Source organism: Arthrobacter sp. MYb213 (assembly GCF_002979915.1).
Lineage (GTDB): Bacteria > Actinomycetota > Actinomycetes > Actinomycetales > Micrococcaceae > Glutamicibacter.
Window position 1 is genome coordinate 252,635 of sequence record NZ_PCQA01000003.1, and the last position, 19,510, is coordinate 272,144.

At 54.5% G+C, this 19,510-nt stretch carries 16 protein-coding genes; 10 read left to right on the forward strand and 6 right to left on the reverse strand.

All coding sequences use genetic code 11. The features are described from left to right. Positions 1-192 precede the first annotated feature (192 nt). From CQ011_RS08730 to CQ011_RS08745, 4 genes are all read left to right on the forward strand, one after another. Positions 193-1,689, forward strand: a complete 1,497-nt coding sequence (locus CQ011_RS08730) for a 4-hydroxyphenylacetate 3-hydroxylase N-terminal domain-containing protein (protein ID WP_105676836.1) — start codon at positions 193-195, stop codon at positions 1,687-1,689. Positions 1,690-1,698: 9 nt separating this feature from the next. After that, on the forward strand, positions 1,699-3,129 hold the full coding sequence (locus CQ011_RS08735; RefSeq protein WP_105676842.1) for an MmgE/PrpD family protein: 1,431 nt from the start codon (positions 1,699-1,701) through the stop codon (positions 3,127-3,129). Next, positions 3,126-4,274, forward strand: coding sequence for a flavin reductase (locus tag CQ011_RS17785; RefSeq protein ID WP_181148048.1), 1,149 nt, complete (start codon positions 3,126-3,128; stop codon positions 4,272-4,274). Before CQ011_RS08735 ends, CQ011_RS17785 begins: the two co-directional genes overlap by 4 nt. Before the next feature lie 170 nt (positions 4,275-4,444). Continuing rightward, the gene (locus CQ011_RS08745) at positions 4,445-4,999 is read left to right on the forward strand and encodes a hypothetical protein (protein ID WP_181148049.1); all 555 of its coding nucleotides are present in this window, start codon (positions 4,445-4,447) and stop codon (positions 4,997-4,999) included. A gap of 4 nt (positions 5,000-5,003) precedes the next feature. On the opposite strand, the gene map is transcribed toward CQ011_RS08745, so the two are convergent. Further along, positions 5,004-5,780: a type I methionyl aminopeptidase gene (gene map, locus CQ011_RS08750; RefSeq protein WP_105676846.1), complete on the reverse strand. Its 777-nt coding sequence runs from the start codon at positions 5,778-5,780 to the stop codon at positions 5,004-5,006. 64 nt (positions 5,781-5,844) lie between these two features. Here map and CQ011_RS08755 point away from each other — a divergent pair, with 64 nt between their 5' ends. Continuing rightward, entirely contained in the window at positions 5,845-6,147 is a 303-nt protein-coding gene (locus CQ011_RS08755; protein ID WP_105676850.1) for a helix-turn-helix domain-containing protein, read from the forward strand. Positions 6,148-6,349: 202 nt separating this feature from the next. Here CQ011_RS08755 and CQ011_RS08760 read toward each other — a convergent pair whose 3' ends face one another. From CQ011_RS08760 to CQ011_RS08775, 4 genes are all read right to left on the reverse strand, one after another. Then, on the reverse strand, positions 6,350-7,372 hold the full coding sequence (locus tag CQ011_RS08760; protein ID WP_105676852.1) for an MBL fold metallo-hydrolase: 1,023 nt from the start codon (positions 7,370-7,372) through the stop codon (positions 6,350-6,352). Between the two features lie 96 nt (positions 7,373-7,468). Beyond that, a complete protein-coding gene (locus CQ011_RS08765) occupies positions 7,469-8,596 on the reverse strand; it encodes an ABC transporter substrate-binding protein (RefSeq protein ID WP_181148050.1) in 1,128 nt (375 codons plus the stop codon). Between the two features lie 66 nt (positions 8,597-8,662). Continuing rightward, on the reverse strand, positions 8,663-9,808 hold the full coding sequence (locus CQ011_RS08770; RefSeq protein ID WP_105676857.1) for an ABC transporter ATP-binding protein: 1,146 nt from the start codon (positions 9,806-9,808) through the stop codon (positions 8,663-8,665). Positions 9,809-9,819: 11 nt separating this feature from the next. Then, positions 9,820-11,619, reverse strand: coding sequence for an ABC transporter permease (locus tag CQ011_RS08775; RefSeq protein WP_105676859.1), 1,800 nt, complete (start codon positions 11,617-11,619; stop codon positions 9,820-9,822). 404 nt (positions 11,620-12,023) lie between these two features. Between CQ011_RS08775 and CQ011_RS08780 the strand changes: the two genes are divergently transcribed. The 4 genes from CQ011_RS08780 to CQ011_RS08795 all read left to right on the forward strand — a co-directional run bounded on the left by CQ011_RS08780 (position 12,024) and on the right by CQ011_RS08795 (position 17,431). Further along, entirely contained in the window at positions 12,024-13,085 is a 1,062-nt protein-coding gene (locus tag CQ011_RS08780; RefSeq protein ID WP_105676862.1) for a CdaR family transcriptional regulator, read from the forward strand. 184 nt (positions 13,086-13,269) lie between these two features. Next, positions 13,270-14,631 (forward strand): GntP family permease, encoded by a 1,362-nt coding sequence (locus CQ011_RS08785; RefSeq protein WP_105676865.1) that lies wholly within the window; start codon positions 13,270-13,272, stop codon positions 14,629-14,631. A gap of 289 nt (positions 14,632-14,920) precedes the next feature. Next, positions 14,921-16,147, forward strand: a complete 1,227-nt coding sequence (locus CQ011_RS08790; protein WP_105676868.1) for an acyl-CoA dehydrogenase family protein — start codon at positions 14,921-14,923, stop codon at positions 16,145-16,147. Between the two features lie 51 nt (positions 16,148-16,198). Next, positions 16,199-17,431, forward strand: coding sequence for an acyl-CoA dehydrogenase family protein (locus CQ011_RS08795; protein WP_105676872.1), 1,233 nt, complete (start codon positions 16,199-16,201; stop codon positions 17,429-17,431). Between the two features lie 145 nt (positions 17,432-17,576). On the opposite strand, the gene CQ011_RS17670 is transcribed toward CQ011_RS08795, so the two are convergent. Next, entirely contained in the window at positions 17,577-18,047 is a 471-nt protein-coding gene (locus CQ011_RS17670) for a hypothetical protein (protein WP_146112591.1), read from the reverse strand. A 529-nt stretch (positions 18,048-18,576) separates the two neighbouring features. On the opposite strand from CQ011_RS17670, the gene CQ011_RS08805 reads away from it, so the two are divergent. Then, positions 18,577-19,494, forward strand: a complete 918-nt coding sequence (locus CQ011_RS08805; RefSeq protein WP_105677617.1) for a LysR family transcriptional regulator — start codon at positions 18,577-18,579, stop codon at positions 19,492-19,494. Positions 19,495-19,510 lie beyond the last annotated feature (16 nt).

A 19,510-nucleotide genomic window follows, 5' to 3' on the forward strand; every position in this document is an offset into this window, starting at 1 on the left:
CCAGTTTTTACCGATTGTGTGTCAAAGAATATTTTTTCTGAGAATCTCATATTGGTGAAATACCGCGGGTTTTGAGTGTTTTTTGCGAAAAGTTTGATCAAGGGATTGATTTGCGTCACACTCTTTATATAAACTTAGGCACAGAATATATTTTGAGTCCCGCTTGAGGGGCGATCCGTTAGGAGTAATCACATGAGTGCACGCACTGGTGAGCAGTACCGGGCAGGTCTGAAGGATTCCCGTGAAGTTTGGCTAGGTAACGAACAGATCGACATCACCGAGCACCCAGCGTTCCAAGGGTCGATCAACGGTATGGCTGCTTACTTTGACTACCAGCACAAGTACGCAGCTGACTGCCTCATGCAGGATGCCGAAACCGGCGAAGAGCACAACGTCTCGCTCCTGCGTCCACACAACGCGGAAGACATTGCACGCCGCCACCGCGCATTTGATCGCCTGGCCCGCTACTCCAACGGCATGCTTGGCCGTACCCCGGACTACGTCAATGTAGTGCTTGCCGGCCATGCCTCCCGCCCGGATATCTTCGCCAAGTCCGGTGACCCTGTTTACTACGAGCGTCTGCAGAACTACTGGCGTCTAGTGCAAGAGCAGGACCTGGCCTTGACGCACACCATCGTTCACGCGGCCATCGATAAGTCAGTTGGTGAACTCCAAGGAATTAACGAAGAGTTGACCCTGCGCGTTGTTGAGCGCACCGACGAAGGTCTAATCGTCCGCGGTGCCAAGATGCTCGCGACGCTTGGCCCGATTGCCGACGAACTCTACGTCTACCCAGCGGTGCCCATCCAGAAGGGCTACGAGGAATACGCGCTATCCTTCGCGATCCCGGTGGCTACCAAGGGCGTCGTCTCGGTCTGCCGTGATCACTACGGTGTGGACCAGCCAATCGTGGACAAGCCATTCTCCTCGCGTTTTGATGAGCAGGATGCGGTGATCATCTTTGATGATGTGCTCATCCCTTGGGACCGCGTGTTCATTGATGGACAGCTCGATGTCTACAACTCTCTGAACGCCGGAACCGCCACTGGCAACACCCAGCAGCAGACCGCTATTCGCGCCTCGGTCAAGCTCGAATTCGCCTATGACCTCTGCGTGCAGATGGCCAAGGTAACTGCCACAGATACCAAGCCGGAAACCGCGTCGATGCTCGGCGAAATTTACTCCTACCTGCGTATCGCCCGTGCGGTAATCCACTCCGCTGAGGTTAATGCCTCCGAGTGGGGAGGCGGAGCGTTCTTCTGCCACGATGACATCTCCAGCCTGCGCACCATGATGCCTTTGTGGATGGCTCGGGTCAACGACATCATCAAGTCCATGGGCTCGCACAACCTGCTGGCAACACCAACCGCCGCAGCCTTCGAAGAAGCTCGTCTTGGCCCGCTACTGAAGAAGTACCTGCCAGGTGCCAACGGCATCCTGCCGGAGGAGCGCGCAAAGATCTTCCGCACCGCATGGGACTTCGCCGGCTCCGCATTGGGTAGCCGCAACGAACTCTACGAGCGCTTCTACTTAGGTTCCATTGGACGTGCCCGCGCACTGGACCACAAAAAGGCTCAGATGAAGGGTGAAACCGGAGCCTATGAGGCAATGTTTGCCGAAGCTGGCATCTTTCCCACCGCAGTAACCGATGACAGTCTCGACCTCGACGCCGCCGCAGCGCGCGCCTAAGGAGTTGACATGCAAACCCGGACGCCGGACCTGCTCGACACGCTAATTGAGCATGCGTTGGAAACTCAATTTACGGACCTGCCCACGCAGACCGTGCAACGAGTGTCCCAACGTCTGCTCGACAGTGTCGGCGCAGGATTGGCCGGACAACAAGCCGACGGCGCGGCAAAGCTCCGCAAGGTAGTCGCCACCTGGGGAGAAGGTACCCAAGCGCAGGTGCTTGGAACCGAGCAACGGCTCCCGGCATCCTCGGCGGCCTTCCTCAATGCGGCGCTGATCCGCTCCTTTGACTATGAGCCGGTCGAGGCCGAGGGGCCGGGCGGTAAAACCGTCGCGGCGCATATTTCAGGTACCACGGTCCCGGTGGCTCTGGCTTTAGGGCAGTCCACCGGTGCGAGCGGTGCCGAGGTCATCACGGCGCTCGCCGTAGGCGATGACCTCACCGCACGCCTCGCGGTGGCTGGTGGCTTCGACGTGTATTCGGGCCAAGATAACACCGGAACGGTAAATGTAATCGGTGCAAGCCTGATTGCTTCGCGATTGCTGGGGTTGGACCACGAGACTACCCGTCACGCGGTAGGCATCGCGGTGAACCAGGCGGCCGGAACCGTGGCGGCGATCTTTGACGGAGAAAATAGTTTTAAGCTCCCCATGGCCTTCGCCGCCAGGGCAGGAATCAACGCAGCTCAGCTCGCTGGCGCCGGAATGCGTGGTCCACAAGATCCGTTGACCGGGAAGCATGGATATTTCGAGGTATTCACCACGGATCCTGATCCGCTGCTCGCGCTTCAGGGTTTAGGCGATAGTTTCCACGGGGACTGCACCATCAAACCATTTGCTTCATGCCGCGCGGCTCAGCCTTCATTGCAGGCCTGCGCCGAACTGGTCACCCAGCATTCGGTGCAGGCCGAGGACGTTGAATGTCTGAGCGTGCATGTTACCGAACGAACCCTCAACGGATTTGTCGGAGCCCGGTTCAAAGAAGGGGAAACCCGAACCACGGCCGCGTTGTTCTCCATCCACCTCACCGCCGCGGTGGCCTTGTTGCACGGCACGGTACGCCCCGAACATCTAACAGCTAAGGCGTTAGCTGATCCGCGGCTGACTAACCTGCTAGGGCGCATCGAGCTAGCTGGCACGCTTCCAAACAACCAGCGCTTGACGGCCGAAGTCACCGCGCGTTTGAAAGACGGAAGTATCAAGCATGTGCGAGTAGAGCATCCAGATGGCAACATCTTGCGCACCGCGCTGACCGAAGAAGCAATAGATGAAAAGTTCGAGCAAAATCTTGCGTTCGGCACGCCGCAACTTATTGAACGCAGTGATGCGTTACGTGAACAGATAAAAAATCTTGGGGCGGCAACAAACCTCGAAAAACTTTTTGAAACTCTCGATCCCAGCAAAAATTTCACCTTGATTCCTCAGGAGCAGTACTCATGAATACCGCAGCAAAAATTGAGAACGTACAGCCCGTAGACCAGAACATCTTCCGCAACGTCGTGGGACATTTTGCCTCCGGCGTCACCGTGATCACCACGGCGGTTGACGGACAGCTCTATGGCACCACGGCATCTGCCGTTTCGTCGCTGTCCATGGATCCGCCGATGATGCTTGCCTGCCTGAACCGCTCTAGCAGCACTCACGACCGCGTGGTGGAAGCCGGCGTCTTCGGGATCAATATCCTTGCCGAAGATCAGGGTGCGCTGGCCTTCCACTTTGGACGTAAAGGTGAAGATAAGTTTGCCACCGTTGCGCACACCTTATCCCCAGAAGGAGTGCCGCTGATCGATGGTGCGCTGGCCACCATCGTATGCAAGGTCGCCGAAACTCCTACCGGTGGAACTCACACCGTGTTCCTCGGTTTGGTGACCCAGTCCGAGGCGCACGACCGCGAACCACTGGCCTACTACCGTGGAACTATGGGGCGACTGGAACCGACTAAGGAACTTGCCGCCTACCAGGCAACCCGCACCTGGGTACTGCTGCGCACCAGCCCACTAGGTGAAGACCTGGACCTTGATGCAATTGCTGCCGCCTCCCGTACGGACGTAGACCATGTCGCCATTGCCTTGGTGAAGTTGGAAAGCGAGCACCTGGTCTTCCGTACCGAGGGTGGAAAGTACCAGCCCAAGCCTATTACCGCAGAACTCACCGATTCCGCCTACGATTCACGGGCAACTATTGAATCTGGGGTGATCGCGGTGCACCTTTCCAAGCTCACCGATGAGACCGTCGCACAACTGCGTGAGATTACCGAGAAACTAGGTACCCTGCGCCAGGATTCGGCCGCAGACCTCGACGCTTTCCTCGCGCTCAATGTTGCTTACCATGATGCGTTGGTCGGAGTTGCAGGATCTTCGCAGCTGATCGACTCGTACCGCCGTTTGGGTATCGGCACCGTGTGGCGCCAGGCGTTCACCGGTGAAGAGTGGTCTCGCCAGCTGGATCACAATTATGTGGTCAAGCTGACCGAAGCACTAGCCGCTCGGGACGTGGCAGCTGCGCTAGCTGCACTGGCCGAACACACCAAGTTTGGCAAGTCGCTAGCGCGTGAGGTGGTCTCGCGTCACGGAGGTCAGGTCTAAGACCTAGCTTAAGCCAACTCAGGCCGATCAGTTTTCTCAACAAGTGGGGAAGCTGGTCGGCCTGAGCTGTTGGTAGCGGTGGACACTCATCCTATGGGTGTACTTAGCGTGCGCAGAGTTCGCCCTCTGAGCTGAAGCCAATTGAAAGATTGCTGACTAAATTTAGAGTCATGATGAAGAAAAAGTACCTTTCAATGCTCGCCGTGATGATTCCAAGCGCGTTACTACTGTCCGGTTGCAACGTTGCCGATTTAGCGCAAGACAAATATGAGCAGTCGGCGTCCAAGAGCGCAAAAACCTCTGAAGAAGGTGTGGCCTCCGGTCTACTTCCGAAATGGGTTCCCGCCGGCGGTACGGACGTGAAGTTGGAACAGCGCAGTACCGGCGACGAACGTATCTTCACCATGGATTACGCGGGAGAATTATCTGCTGAAAGCTGCAAACCACTCAAACTGGTGGGAGTGCCTAGCGATAAAGAATTGCAGAAGGGGTATGCCGCAGACCCGCGCACCAAGAAACTGGCCGCGGATAATTTTGTCACCTTCCGCACCCTCGAAGCAGACTGGTGGCCGCAGGACGCTGAGCAGCGCACCACCACGCTGTGTGGGCGTTGGTGGGTACACCAGGACGCCGGCAAGCTGTACGCCTTTGCACCGGATAACTCCAGTGTTGCGAACGCGATCGTTGCCGAGCGGGCCGAAACCGCGAAGAAGGAAAGCCAGTAAATTCCTAGTCGACCGGCGGAAGCGTCATGATTTGGGCATCACCTTCGGTGATCAAGACGGTGTGTTCGGTATGCGCGGTGCGGCATCCCGTAGCGCTGCGCAAAGTCCAGCCATCTGGATCCGTGACGAGCTTCGCGGTATCGGTCATCACCCATGGTTCTAAGGCAAGCATCAGTCCGGGAACTAACTTGTAGCCACGGTTTGGGCGTCCGGTGTTGGAGATGTGCGGGTCTTGATGCATGGTGGAACCGATGCCATGTCCACCAAATTCGGTATTAATGGGGTAGCCTGCATCGCGTAAGACTGCGCCGATGGCGTAGGAAATATCGCCAATTTTATTTCCAGGCTTAGCTGCTTCGATCCCGGCGGCTAGAGCGCGTTTGGTGGCATCGATCAGCTTTTCATTTTCTGCATCCTTGGACGTTCCGACGACAAAGCTGATCGCGGCGTCTGCGGAGATCCCGTCCTTGGTAATCGCTAGGTCAAGGGTTAGTAGGTCTCCGTCGGCTAGCGCGTAATCGTGAGGCAATCCGTGCAATACAGCGTCGTTGACAGCCGTGCAGATGTAATGGCCAAATGGGCCACGTCCAAAGGAAGGCGCGTAATCCACGTAGCAGGAGACCGCACCGGCGCCGAGGATCATTTCCTTGGCCCAGGCATCAATTTCCAGCAAATTGGTGCCTACCGTTGCACGCTCGCGTAGCGTCTGCAGAATCTTTCCCACCAGTGCGCCGGTAACCTGGGCGCGTTCGGCGTCTTTGGAATTGAGAATTTCAATCATGAGCAACCCTTCGATAAACCTATAATAATACCGTTCATACTATACCGGTACTATAATTGGTTTTATGGTCAGATTACCCCTTACTCTCGTGGAGCTCCAGCGCGGCGAACGACTCGGTGCCCTGCTGCGAACTGCGCGTGCCGAACGCACCATGGTTGACGTAGCCTTTGACGCGGGAATCTCTCCGGAGACGCTACGCAAAATCGAATCCGGACGAATTGCCACTCCGGCGTTCGCCACCATTGCGACTATCGCCGGCGTCCTGAACATCTCCCTGGACGAGCTTTGGATGACGTTGACTGTCGATACTGACGGTCTCAAAGCTGAACGTCGCAGGGAGCCTGCGCAGGAACGTCTAGCTAGCTAGAAGCGGATCACGCTGCGGGCTATCGCCCCGGTTTCCTGCACAGTGGCAAGCAACGGTCACAAGGGACCTCACTGTTCGCGGTATCGAATGTGGAAGCCAAGGTATTAGAGATCTAAATCCACAAGTTTTGAAGACCACATGACTTTTTGGATCAGAATGTGCTTCATTAGCGCTGGTTCTGGCGGCAACGGCGAGTCACTAATTATTTACGTTCGTAATGCGTCACGGTACCGTCAGCAATGCTGAACCAATCGCCATCTTTGGGTATGTGTAAGGGACCTTGAAATTTATTTTTTGCTTGCTGCCAAACTTCAGGGGGCGAACCAGCAGGCACCAAATGGTGTAGCGCCAAATTTTGCGCGCCAGCTTGTCGCGCCATGAGTCCTGCATCTTCGGCTGTGGTGTGCGCGCGCCGGTGATGGCCCATGCTGGCTTCTAATTCCGTAGGACTCGCATCTGGGTAACTCCGAGCTACAGCTTCAAGGTCGATCGCCTCGTGGAGTAGAAGATCGCAGCCAGCCGCAAGCCTAACCAAATTTTCGCTGGGCGCGGTATCACCGGAAATAACTACGGATCCATAATCGGAATCAATGCGGTAGGCGAAAGCTGGAGCTATCGGGCGGTGTTGGACTAACGTAGCGGTGACCCTGACTAGATCATCCGAATAGACTTCAAAAGGCACCATCTCAGGATGGTTCTGTGTATTCGGGTGAAATTCCGTTTCTTTCGGAATGGAAATATCAACGCCAGAAAAGATCTGTGAAATATCCGAAGCTCCAGAGTCTCGACGGCGGTCATTCAAATCTGTTGCATGTGCTCGAAGCAGTAGATTAACCATCTCACTGGTGCCAGGGGTGGGGCTTTGAGGGAAAATTACAGCAGGCTCCGCGCCTTCTCCTTGAACTAAGGGAAGTTCTACACGGTTTCCCGGGCCAATAACCGGGACTCTAGCATCGGGCATTCCGCGGAACGCCAATCCGCCAAGAACCATAATCGAATTTAGATCAATTACGTGATCTGAGTGTTGATGAGTAATAAGTATTGCCGTTAATGACCGAGGGCTCAGGCCGGCTTCGGCAAGTCCTAAGCCAACGCCATGACCGCAGTCAATCAGGTAGGTTCGATCCTTGATGACTACTGCAGTGGCAATACCACGACGGTGAGCATTGCCTGGATCTGCGCGTAGCAGCGGTCCTCCCGCTGTTCCTAAAGTGAAAACCTTCATTCCAGTATTCAAAATTCGACTTCTCTCTTCAACATACGGTCATCCAAAAAGCAGTGGTGGGTATCGTTTTAACGACACCCACCACTGCTTCTGCGCTTAGCGACTAAAAATACTTCGGGTGACTTCCTGACCCTTTGCCTGACGGTTGGTTACGTCTACAAGATCTGGGCGGGGTAGTAATGGCACATCCGCGGGATTTTCGAATGCCATCTCAGTGCCTTCTGCGTTGGCCACAGGGGCATGTCCGGATTTAGCCTTGACTGAGTTAGCTTCTGGCGAGTTGAGCCAAGTTACAAAAAGTTCCGCTGCCTTGGCGTTTTCTGCATCTTTGATGACACCTGCAAACCAGTATGTAGCCCAGTTGCCACCCTCGATTGGGTAGGAGATTTCAACAGGTGCTCCGTCATTGGTAAGTGTCAGATAGTTGCCCATGGCGCCCATCAAGCAAACATACGCGCGTCCTTGCACCACAGCGTTGTGGCACTCAGCGGTCGTGGAGGAAATGATAGGTTCTTGAGCTGCGAGCTTCTTTAGATATCCATCGCCCAACTTATCGTCATTGAGCACCAGATCAGCCCACTGCATTCCACCACCATCGGTGGCTGGATCAGTCATGGTGATCTTTCCCTTGAATGCCGGATCCAAGAGGTCATCCCAGCTTTTCGGGGTCTTGCCAAGATCTTGTCGAGTGTCGTAGATCAAACCACGTGGTGAAGCTGAGACCGTCGTGAGTGTTCCTTCTTTAAGCGAAAACTGTGGGTCGTCGGTAACCGAGTCAGCGTTGAACGGATGGTACTCCGAGAAGTATCCACGGTCAGCTAGCGACACTGCGCCCACATCACCGGTCATGACTAGATCTGCTATCCGCTGGCCGGAAGACTGCTCCTGAGAAACCTTGGTGTCTAGTTCTGCACCGACAATCTGGAGTGGCTCCACGGAAATCCCAGGGAATCGTTCACCGAAGGCTTCGAAGACTGCCGGCCAAGTAGCCGTCAAAGGCGTGTAGATGTTGAGCGAATCTTGCCCAGCTTCAAGAGCAGCTGCATACTGCTCTTCGAATTTAGCTTGAGCATCGGCGCCGCCCAAGGCCGCGGTGGTATCAACTCCCTCGCGCTCTCCTAAACCTTCTGCAACGGTGCTGTCACTGCCGCAACCGGTCAGCAACAATGCCGCAGCTAGCCCAAGCGCCGTAGCAATTTTTCTCTTGCTAGATGTGATCCCCATGTTGGTGCCTTTCATCGTGATTTTCTGCGGGTGTGTTAAATGGTTGGTCGAGTGTGAACGTGCGGGTTAGACGCGGAGAAGCGCGGGGGCGTCCATTGCGGGCGAGGGTAGACATGCTAACGATTCTGGTGCGATCGCTGCAGTGACGGTGTCACCTACTTGCGGAGACCCTAGTGGCCACAAATTGGCTACTTCAGCAGTACGGATGGACACCGTGACCTGGTGTGGGCCTAGCTGCAGTTCATAGATGAAATCGTCGCCAAGATACATGATGTCGGTGATCAAACCGTCAAAACGATTAGGCTTCTCTCTGGCTGGTGGTCCAAGAATCACCGACGATGAACGTACGGCAATATCCACTTTTTGGCCCTCGCGTACATCGGTACGGGCTGAAGTGCTCAAACGTACCTCTGTGCCATCGAGAAGAACCTTGACGGATTGCCGGTCTGTGGACACCACAGTGGCACTGAGGAAATTGTCGTAGCCAACGAAATCGGCTACGAAATGTGAGACTGGATGCCAATAAATCTCTCTTGGGCTGCCCACTTGCTCAATCTCGCCTTTGTTGAGCAGCACGATGCGGGTTGAGAGCGAAACGGCTTCTTCCTGATCGTGGGTTACGTAGATAGACGTGGTTCCCACGCGCTTATGCATGTCACGAAGTTCTGAACGCATATCCTGGCGAAGCCGCGCATCCAGATTTGAGAGTGGCTCGTCGAAGAGCAACAGTTGTGGAGTGGCAACCAGTGCGCGAGCCAAGGCCACGCGCTGCTGTTGTCCGCCGGATAAGTCGGTAGCCATCCGGCTTGCGTACTCGGACAAGCCAACCATTTCTAAGACTTCGCGGACTCGACGAGCGCGCTCGTTTACGCTTACTTTGCGCATCCGTAATGGGTAACCGACATTGGAGGCGACGGACATATGAGGCCACAGAGCGTAGCTTTGGAAAACCATTCCAATATCCCGCTTATCAGGAGCCACATGGACACGCTGCGCAGGATTATCGACAACTTTTCCGCCAATTGACACCTGACCACCGGTTGGCCGCTCCAGTCCTGCGACACATCTTAGAGTTGTGGTTTTTCCGCAGCCTGAGGGGCCTAAGAGTGTTAGGAACTCCCCTTCTTCAATTTCCAAATCGAGGGATTGGACTGCAGGAGGAGTTTTGGGTGAGTACTTCTTTTGCAAAGACTCGATGCTGACATGTGCCATGGGTTTTCCTATCAGTTAGAAGCCGCGGTCGTCACGCGTAATTTGCTAGTTGGATCGTCATCGAAATCTGACTCATTACGGTCAAACGTGTTGGTAGGATCCGCGTCATCAACAAGGTGGCCACGGGAAATCATGCGGCGTGCGTTTATCCGTTTAAGGAGTGCACCCACACCCATCAGCAGTGCACCGCCTGCTGCCAACAGTGCAAGGAGCAATAGCAACAGGGCAGCTGCTGCTGACCCATTGCCCAACTGTGTGTAGTAGTTATAGACCAGCAGTGAGACTGTCTCGGTCTTGGCGCTGGATAGGAGAATAGGGATATCCAGGCTGCCGGCAGCCATGACTCCGGTGATGAACCAGGATGCCAAGAATGTTGGTCCAATTAGCGGAACCACGATAGTTAGCAACATCTTAGGAGCAGAGGCACCAGAAATTCTTGCCGACTCCTCAAGCTCCACCCCGAGTTGTCCTACCGGTCCCGAGGTCGCTCGTTGGGCAATGGGTGTCACCACAATGACGAGTGCAATCAGCACGATCCAGACGGATCCATAAAGCTTTTGAAGGCCAGGAACACTAAGGTATGCCCATGTAATTGCGAGAGCTAGAACAATGCCAGGGACCGCCACTACGGCCCAGACAATCAACTCAGGCACCTGAGCCCAGCGGCTCTTACTGCGTAGAGCGACGTAGCTGATCAAGACTGCGAGTACGGTGGCGACGAAGCCGCCCACGATGCCCATGAAAAGTGTATTTTCGAGGGCACGAATGACCTTTGTTGAATCAAAAAGCCCGGCGTAATGCTTGAATGTAAAGCCAGTCACTCCCAGCACCGGCTGGAAGGAACCAATGATCAGCTGCACCAAAGGAAGTACTAGAGCGATGGCAACATAGGCCACGAACAGCGATAGTCCGACCCACTTCCATCCACCAATTTCTTCCTTCTCGATACGGTATGCCTTGCCAGTAACTGTAATGAAATTACGGTTACCGATGGCCTTTGAGCGGATAGCTACCAGGACGTAAATAATCACGATCAAAAGCAGGGCTAGCGCGCTCGCCGAATCGTAGCGAATAGGTGTAGTAGCCAAGAAATCGTAAATCTGGGTTGGGAAGACGTAAATTGCGGCAGGAACACCCAGGATGAGAGCGACATCTAGCTGGCCTAAGGAATTAACAAATCCGAGGATTGCCAAGCCTGAAAGGGTAGGCAAAAGGATGGGGATGTTGATATCCGAGAATAACCGAATATTATTTGCTCCCGAGAGCCGAGCAGCCTCCTCCAGCGACCGGTTCAATGCTCGCACCGGTCCCATAAGCAATAGATACATGACCGATATGCTTTTCAGCCCGCTCACGACAATCAGGCCAAACCAAGAGTAGGCATTTAGTCGAGGAGAACCGTCTGGCCCCACACCAAAGATGTTTGTTAGTAGTCCTGAAGGTGAAGTCATCATCCCCCAGCTGATGGCGAAGAACAAAGTTGGAATCGCAAAGATCGTGATCATGATTGGAGTAATCGATCTACCTCCAGGCGTCCGCGTGCGCATTGAGATCCACGCAAAGATAAAACCACCGATAATACCGATGGTCTGTACCCCGACAGCAAATAAGACCGATGCCCAGAGAGTCTCCCATGTCGCAGGATCACCGTATGAATCGACAAATCCAGCGACTCCGAATTCCCCATCAGTTCCGGGCTGCCCACTTCGGAATGCGCCATAGACCAGCATTGCAAGTGGGTATCCGAAAAATGCGCAGATGAATAGCAGGAAAAGCGCTAGAAGCGTTCCTGTAGACCTGATGCGATTCACTATTACTCCTCGAGTTGTTAGTTCGGGCAAGCAGGTTATTGCGATGCGAGTCGTTACCTGACCGAGAACATATACACATATTGCTTGTGATCCAATGCACTGTCAAGTATTTAATGCATTCTTCTCTTAAAAACATATTTTGTTAGAATTTCGCCTGAAAATCGGGGGATTTTAGCCTGAAGTGTGATGTGTGTCTACATAAAGACCGAGTTGGTCTTCTTGGGCGGAGACGCTTTTCTGGGGAAAACCTCGGTTGGCGAACGTACGAATAGATCTGGCGCAAGCTCATTGGCTCAGCAGTGATGGAAGTACCCAGCGCCTAAACCAGGGCACGTCTAAGCAATTCGCCGTGGACAAATCGTGCTGTCTCTCAGAGAGTGCATCCCGCCAGCTACGATGAATCTATGGAAGAGCAAGAACCGATCAGGCTAAGCGGAGATTTAGCGCAAAAAGTCGTCGATACTATTGCCCCAACCATCAATCGACATGTGAACATCATGAATTCACATGGCACCATCATTGCCTCCAGCGACCAATCCCGGGTCGGCTCGCACCATGCGGGAAGCCTCGAAGCGATTCGAAGCAACCGGATCGTCGACATTGAACAGACAGACGCTGCTGCTGGAACGCAGCCCGGAGTAAATGCGCCTTTGATGCTCAACGAACAGTTGTGTGGAGTGGTCGGCGTTACCGGTGCACCCCGTGAAGTACGGCCACTGGCAAACTTAATTGCCTTGACGGTGCAATTACTCTTTGCGCAAGAGCGCGAGCATGGGCGAAGTAACCGGCGTGAAACCGAAGCTCGTGACCTCATTTCTGCGCTATTCGCAGGCAGCTCCGACGCTGATCTTATCGACAGACGCTTGGCCGCCCATGGTTTACGAGCCCCCTGGATCTTAGAACTGTGGATTCCGCAGGAACCGCGTCTGGATTTAAGCCAGCAGCAAGCCGTCGAAGGACAGCGCACCTCCTGGATCTACCTCTCCGGGGGATACTGGCGACTGCGTACTAGCCAGGCGACCATCGATGAAACACATATCGCGCAGGGTGATAAATACCTGGAATCAGCGAAAAGTGCGAAGGTAAGTCAGCTTCTCAACGAAGCCGAAGTGTTGCGCGTACTAAGCCGGAGTCCACAATTACTGCCTCGTCGAGAATCTCGGCGCATTTGGAGTCCGGAAGTGGCAGTGGCTATCGCACGTACTCCGGAACGCAACCTGGAAACCTTGGCGGAACTAGCCACAAGCGTGAACTCGGAACAGGCGCGAACACTGTTGGTGATCGCTTCCGCGAATAGCATGATTGAAGCGGCCGAGTATCTGCATATCCATCGAAATACACTTGTCCAGCGCATCGATAGGGTGGGGCAACTGACCGGAATTGATATCCGGCACTCGGCACAATTCTTGCGCTTGCAGCATTCCCTCTACGCCTCGATCGCTTTGGGGCAGCTGCACATTCTCTAGGATCAAACCGAAGAAACTTCTGGTCACACGCCTATAGGTGAGTTTTACCCCGCGCTCTACACTAATTAGGACGTTCGTCGTCCTGTGCTGGTTTTTGTGCCCCTTAGGGTGTTCAGGCCGTAGAAATCATGCGCGGACGCTCGGCGCAAACCGTAGGCATATTGGCAAAGGAGCCATTTACCGCATGTACGAACTTTTAGTTCTACTGATTCTTGTAGCAGGCATTGTATTGGTCACCGCCCGTTGGAAAGTCAGCCCTTTCCTTGCCTTGATTGGTGCGGCCATTCTTGCCGCGTTCGCCTATCAGATACCCGTCGCTGAGATTGCTAGTACGGTTACCACGGCCTTCGGCAACACCATGGGCAACATTGGTTTAGTGATCCTTTTCGGGACGATGATCGGTATCATTCTGGAACGTTCCGGTGCGGCGATATCCATGGCTGACGCGTTGATCAAGGTGCTAGGAACCCGTTTTCCTAACCTCACGCTGTCAATCATCGGCTACATCGTCTCCATCCCGGTTTTCTGCGATTCCGGGTACGTTGTACTGAACTCACTGCGTAAGGCAATCACGCTCCGCACCGGAGTTTCGGGCTTGGCTACCTCGGTAGCGTTGATGACCGGGCTTTACGCAACGCACACCATGGTTCCGCCCACCCCAGGTCCACTAGCAGCCGCAGAAAGTATCGGTATTGCCGACAACCTCGGATTAATCATTGCGGTCGGGCTTCCGGTGGCAGCAATTTCCGCGCTGGCTGGCCTGTTCTACGCTAGCCGTTTTAGCAAGAAAAGCTGGACGCCGCTGCCCGCCGAAGACCACGAGGATCTCACCGAGAAGAGCTACGAAGAACTGCGTGCCAGCTATGGCAAACTGCCAGCTCCACTGTTGGCGTTCATGCCAATTATCGTGCCTTTGGTGTTGATCTGCGGTGCCTCGGTAGCCAAGCTTCCATCTCATCCTTTGGGTGAGGGAGCTGCACTGGAAACCTTGTCCTTCCTCGGTACCCCGGTCGTCGCGTTGATCTTCGGCCTGCTTGCCGCGAGCCTGCTCTTGCGAGGTAACAAGAAACTCGCGGACTTCAACGAGCAAATGCATGAAGCGGTTCGTACCGCGGCACCGATCTTATTGATCACCGGTGCCGGTGCGTCCTTTGGCGCGGTCCTTGCTGCGTCGAAGCTGACCACGATCCTCTCCGATTCACTCAGCGGGTTAGGCATCGGCTTGGCCGTTCCATTCCTTATCGCGGCGGCACTAAAGTCCGCTCAAGGCTCATCAACCGTGTCTATGGTGACCACCTCTGCACTGGTGGCGCCGATGCTGGGCTCACTGGGTTTGAGCTCAGATATGGGCATGGTGCTCACCGTGCTTGCCATTGGTGCCGGCGCCATGGTGGTTTCCCATGCGAATGACTCCTACTTCTGGGTGGTCTCGCAGTTGAGTCGTATTCCGGTGATCACCGCATACAAGACGTTGAGCGTTGCTACCGCTATTCAGGGCACCGCAGCGTTTATCACTGTGTGGATTCTTGGGGCGATCCTGCTCTAGGCACAGCAGTACTTTCCAAGAGACGAGAACCTCACCGGTGCTCGTCTCTTGGCTTTTAAACGAGAAGGTTTCCTGATGTCAAGCATGCGGCCCAAGAGGAGTTAACAAACAGTTATATGAGTAGTTTCATGTCGAAATTTCGACTTCAAATCGGTCGGGCAACCAGCAACATGACGCCATAAGAAGTCTGGTGACAGTCGGTGTAAGCAGATGACTAAGCCACCTGACGGGCCGGTGATTACGCAGTAGCGTCTAAGCCATCAACCACCCGAGAACAGGAAGCTTGCTCATGTCAGTAGCCACCGCAGCACTTGCACGTACCCCATTTACCGGCAATGCCACACCTGAAGAGCTGACGCGTTGGCGTGCGGTCGCAACGGAAGTTGCACAGAGCTTGGCAGTAGATGCTTTGGAGCGAGATCGTAAAAACGAGCAGCCACATGCCGAGGCGCAGCTCTTGCGATCCTCGGGTTTGCTTGACCTGTTGGTGCCAGCAGAATTTGGCGGCGCAGGGGGACACTTTGAGACCGCCTTCGAAGCGGTACGCATTCTGGCGACTGCCGACGGATCGATTGCACAGTTGCTTGCCTATCACTACTTCAACCAGACCGGCATCGCGTTCTACGCACCAGCTGAACAGCAGGGTGCTTGGTGGGAACGCACCGTGGCACAGGGGTGGTTATGGGGCGATTCGGTCAACCCTGTTGACCCGACTTTGCTACTCACCGTTGACGCCGGTGGATACCGACTTAACGGTGCCAAGCGTTTTTCCACCGGTTCGGGAGTGGGTGAAGTAATTATCGTCAACGCGCTGGTTCAGGGAGGCGAAAACGATGGGAAGGTCTTGGCCTTCGTCTTGCCTACCGACCGCGAAGGATTAGAACTCGTTGATGACTGGGATTACTTGGGACAGCGGCTCAGCGCTTCAAATTCGGTACGTTATAGCGACGTGCGAGTTGAGGCCACTGAGATCCTCGGTGAAGTGACCGAAGAGCCGGTCTCCACCTTACTCATTCCTGGATTGCAGCTTGCCTTCGCAAACTTCTATTTGGGCATTGCTCAAGGCGCGTTGGAACGCGGCAAGCAGCTCTTATTGGGACGCAAAAACGCGTGGTTCCTTTCCTCCGCACCGACCTATTCACGGGACGTGGTCTTCCAGCGGACCTTGGGCGAGCTCAAGGCGCGGACGGCAGCGGTTGCAGCGCTCGTTGAAAAGCTCGGTCGCTCCTATGACCTGCTGATAGCCAAGGCTGGAGAGGTCACCGCCGAAGAACGTGCCGAATTAGCAGTGGCGATTGCCGAAGCGAAGATCGTTTCCACCGAAACCGGGGTAGAGGTGGCGAACCGAATCTTCGAAGTTACCGGAACCTCTTCGGCTAGTAATGACGTTGGGCTCGATCTGTACTGGCGCAACGTACGCACACACTCCCTGCATGATCCGGTGGATTACAAGAAGATCGAAGTAGGTCAGTATTTCTTGCACGGTGAAGCACAGCCAATCTCGCTGTACACCTAAGCCGACACCAGCAGATCAAGCACAGTACACAGCAGATTTTTTGGAGAATTTATGAGCACCCTGACCGCAACCCGCAATCGTTTGAAGCAACTACGCGAACGTTTCACTCCAATCTTTGAGAAGATCGCAGCTGGGGCGGCGAAACGTGACCGTTCCGGCGAACTGCCACGAGCCGAAATCGCTGAACTTGCGGCCGCAGGTTTTGGTGCGGTGCGCATTGCAGAAAGTGATGGGGGAGCGGGAGCTACGCTGCCCGAACTTTTTGAACTTTTTGTGGACTTGGCTGCTGCCGATACAAATATTGCTCAGGCACTGCGTTCCCACTTCGCTTTTGTGGAAGACCGACTCATTTCTCCTCCCGGGCCAGGCCGTGACAAATGGTTAGCGCGATTTGTTGCCGGCGAGTTAGTCGGAAATTCATGGACCGAAATCGGGACCGTCAAGGTAGGCGATGTCATCACCAAGGTGACACCCGATGGCCACGGTGGCTTCAAGATTAATGGCACCAAATACTATTCCACCGGTTCCATTTTTGCCGACTGGCTCGATACCTATGCCGAACGCACCGATACCGGTAAGCGCGTGATCGCTGCGGTTCATGCGCATCAGCCCGGTGTCGCTTTGGCTGAGGATTGGGACGGTTTTGGTCAGCGCACCACCGGCACCGGAACCTCAACTTTTTCCGATGCGAGCGTGGAGGAAGAGAATCTGATCGACTTTGACACTCGTTTTAAGTATCAGACCGCCTTCTACCAGCAGGTATTGCTTGCTGTGCTTGCCGGTTCGGCCAAGGCTGCGGAGCGTGAGTTCGCCTTGGAACTAAAGAACCGCAAGCGTACCTTCAGCCATGCGGCAGCAAATGTGGCTAGCGAAGATCCACAACTCCTGCAGGTAATAGGGGAAGTGTCCGCGGCAGCGTTTGCCGCCACCGCTACGGTAGAACGTGTTTCTAACGCTTTGCAGGGTGCCTATGACAGTGCGCTTCAGCTACAGGCCGGACTCATTTCGGTCGAAGAAGATGAAGCAGCAAATGACTACGCCGAACTAGCCTCGGCCCAAGCCCAGGTGGCGTTGACTCCATTGGTGCTCACCGCCATCACCCATGCCTTTGATGCACTAGCAGCCTCGGCGACAAGCACCTCAAAGAATCTGGATCGCCATTGGCGCAATGCGCGCACGGCCGGCAATCACAATCCTTGGGTATTCAAGGCTCGCTTGATCGGTGACCTTGCGGTCAACGGTACAGAACTTCCACGCGTATGGGCTATTGGCGCTTCGAAGTAGACAGAGAAACCATGAACGCTCCCGATACCGACTAGGTATCGGGAGCGTTCTGGGTTTAAAAGTTGAGAATTTTTGAGTTCAGGATCCACCGTGATCGGATCGGCTGTCGAGGAGTGCGAGCTTGTTGACAGCCGATTTTAACTAATTACGGAGAATCTGGTGATGAAAAATTCGAAGAAGGAGCGTGCGAAAACAATAGGATCCCTTCATCGTCCTGAACAGACCACAGCTGATCAGCTAAATGAATGTTCGAGTTGTCTGTTTCAGAAGAGCAGAAATCAATCTTTGCGCGACTCAAAACGATTGACTGTGCATTATTTCCTTTGCCAAACACCAGCCACTGTCGACTATCGTCGCTGTCAGTGTTAATTTGCTCTGTTGCGGCCTTCATTGCCGCAGGAAGATTCGTAGGTGACGACGAGTACGGGCACAGAATCGCAACGTGTTCCCATGTTTCTACTGGGGCATGCTCCTGAGGTAGCTTGAGATTTTCACCGCTCGTAGCCTCGGAGGTTAGAAAATCCTCATATGTTCCACCAGCCGCGCAGCCGGAAGTAAGAACACCGAGGACAATCAGGGGAACGATCTTCAACGAAAGTCGTATTGTAAATTTCATTCGCACACTCGAAAAATGTTATCGGGTAGCCAGCTCGTTCTGGTTGGCCCAGGGAATTGCACGTAGTACTACTTTTAGATGCTGTTTTCTGAACTTTAGAGACCGAACGACCAGTGTTGTTATTGGCCAAACTCATCTTCTGCTTACATGCTGGCCCACTGCGACCCGCCTCATAATTCGAAGCAACCGTGATTGCACCGTTTTCACCGATACTGACAGTAAACGGAGTATTTCAGCTACAAAGACGGAAAGCGCCTCTCGTACTATTATGCAGTGACTTGGGGAAAAGGCCACTTCGCAGATGTTGTGGCGTTATTTTCGTCTTTGGCTGCTCTCGACTTACCTCTTATTTATCTCACCGCAATCTGGGGGTACTGGCTCTCAGTGGAGGCTCTCAGAATCTTCCGTCGAGTCCTCGCCGACGGAACTAACTGAAAATGAGAGCAAAAGTTTCATGAAGCTACATAAGTAAGCTGATGAGTTACGCCACTGCTGAGAGCCCCGGCGTGACGCTGGCTAGACTGTGGTGGTGATCAACTACACCCTGCGTCAACTGCAGTACTTCGTCGCTGTTGCAGAGACAGGTTCTATCTCTGCAGCGGCTGTCGCGAGCCATATTTCGCAGGCAGCGATGTCCCAAGCCATGGATGAACTTGAGCGGGTAGTTGGATCCCAACTACTTGTGCGGCGCCGGGCCCGCGGGGTGGTCTTGACCGCGGTTGGCACCGATTTTCTCCACGACGCCAGACAACTAGTGCGCCATGCCGAAGAAGTGCAGGATCAAATTGTTGAGCGCCAAACAAAACTTTCCGGACCGCTGGTCATAGGGTGCTATTCCTCTTTGGCGGCGTTCTGGATTCCGGTGATCTGCGAACGTTTTACCAACGTGAATCCTGATTTGCAGGTGACCTTGGTTGAAGGTGATGGTGCAGAACTTCAAGAACGAATGCTTCAAGGGCATCTCGACGCGGTGTTGACTCATACGCGGCACTTAGTGCCCCACGTTGAGTTTCGTCGGGTGATGTCTGGGCGTCCCTACGTGCTGGTCGGAGGCAATCACCGGTTGGCTCAGCGCAAAAGCGTCAGTCTCTCGGAATTAGCCGAGGATGACTTCGTCTCCTTGGACATCCCCACCGTGCGTGACAATCAACTGGTCAACTTGCGAATGTCCGGACTAGACCCGAAGGTGCGTTGGAGCTCGCAGAGCTTTGAAGCGGTACGCGGGTTGGTGGCGCGTGGGCTTGGCTACACGGTGCTTGTGCAACGCCCTCCGGTAAATCTTAGCTACGACGGCTTGCCACTGGCGGCGCTGGAGATTGAAGGGCAGGTCGGTGAAAGCGATATTTGTGTCGCCTATACGGCGTCGGCCCGACCGAGCTTGAGGTTGCGTGCGTTCCTCGATTTCTGTGAGGAAATTGGAGCGGAAAAGGAAAACAGGGTTGGTTAGCGCCTGACGGCTCCAA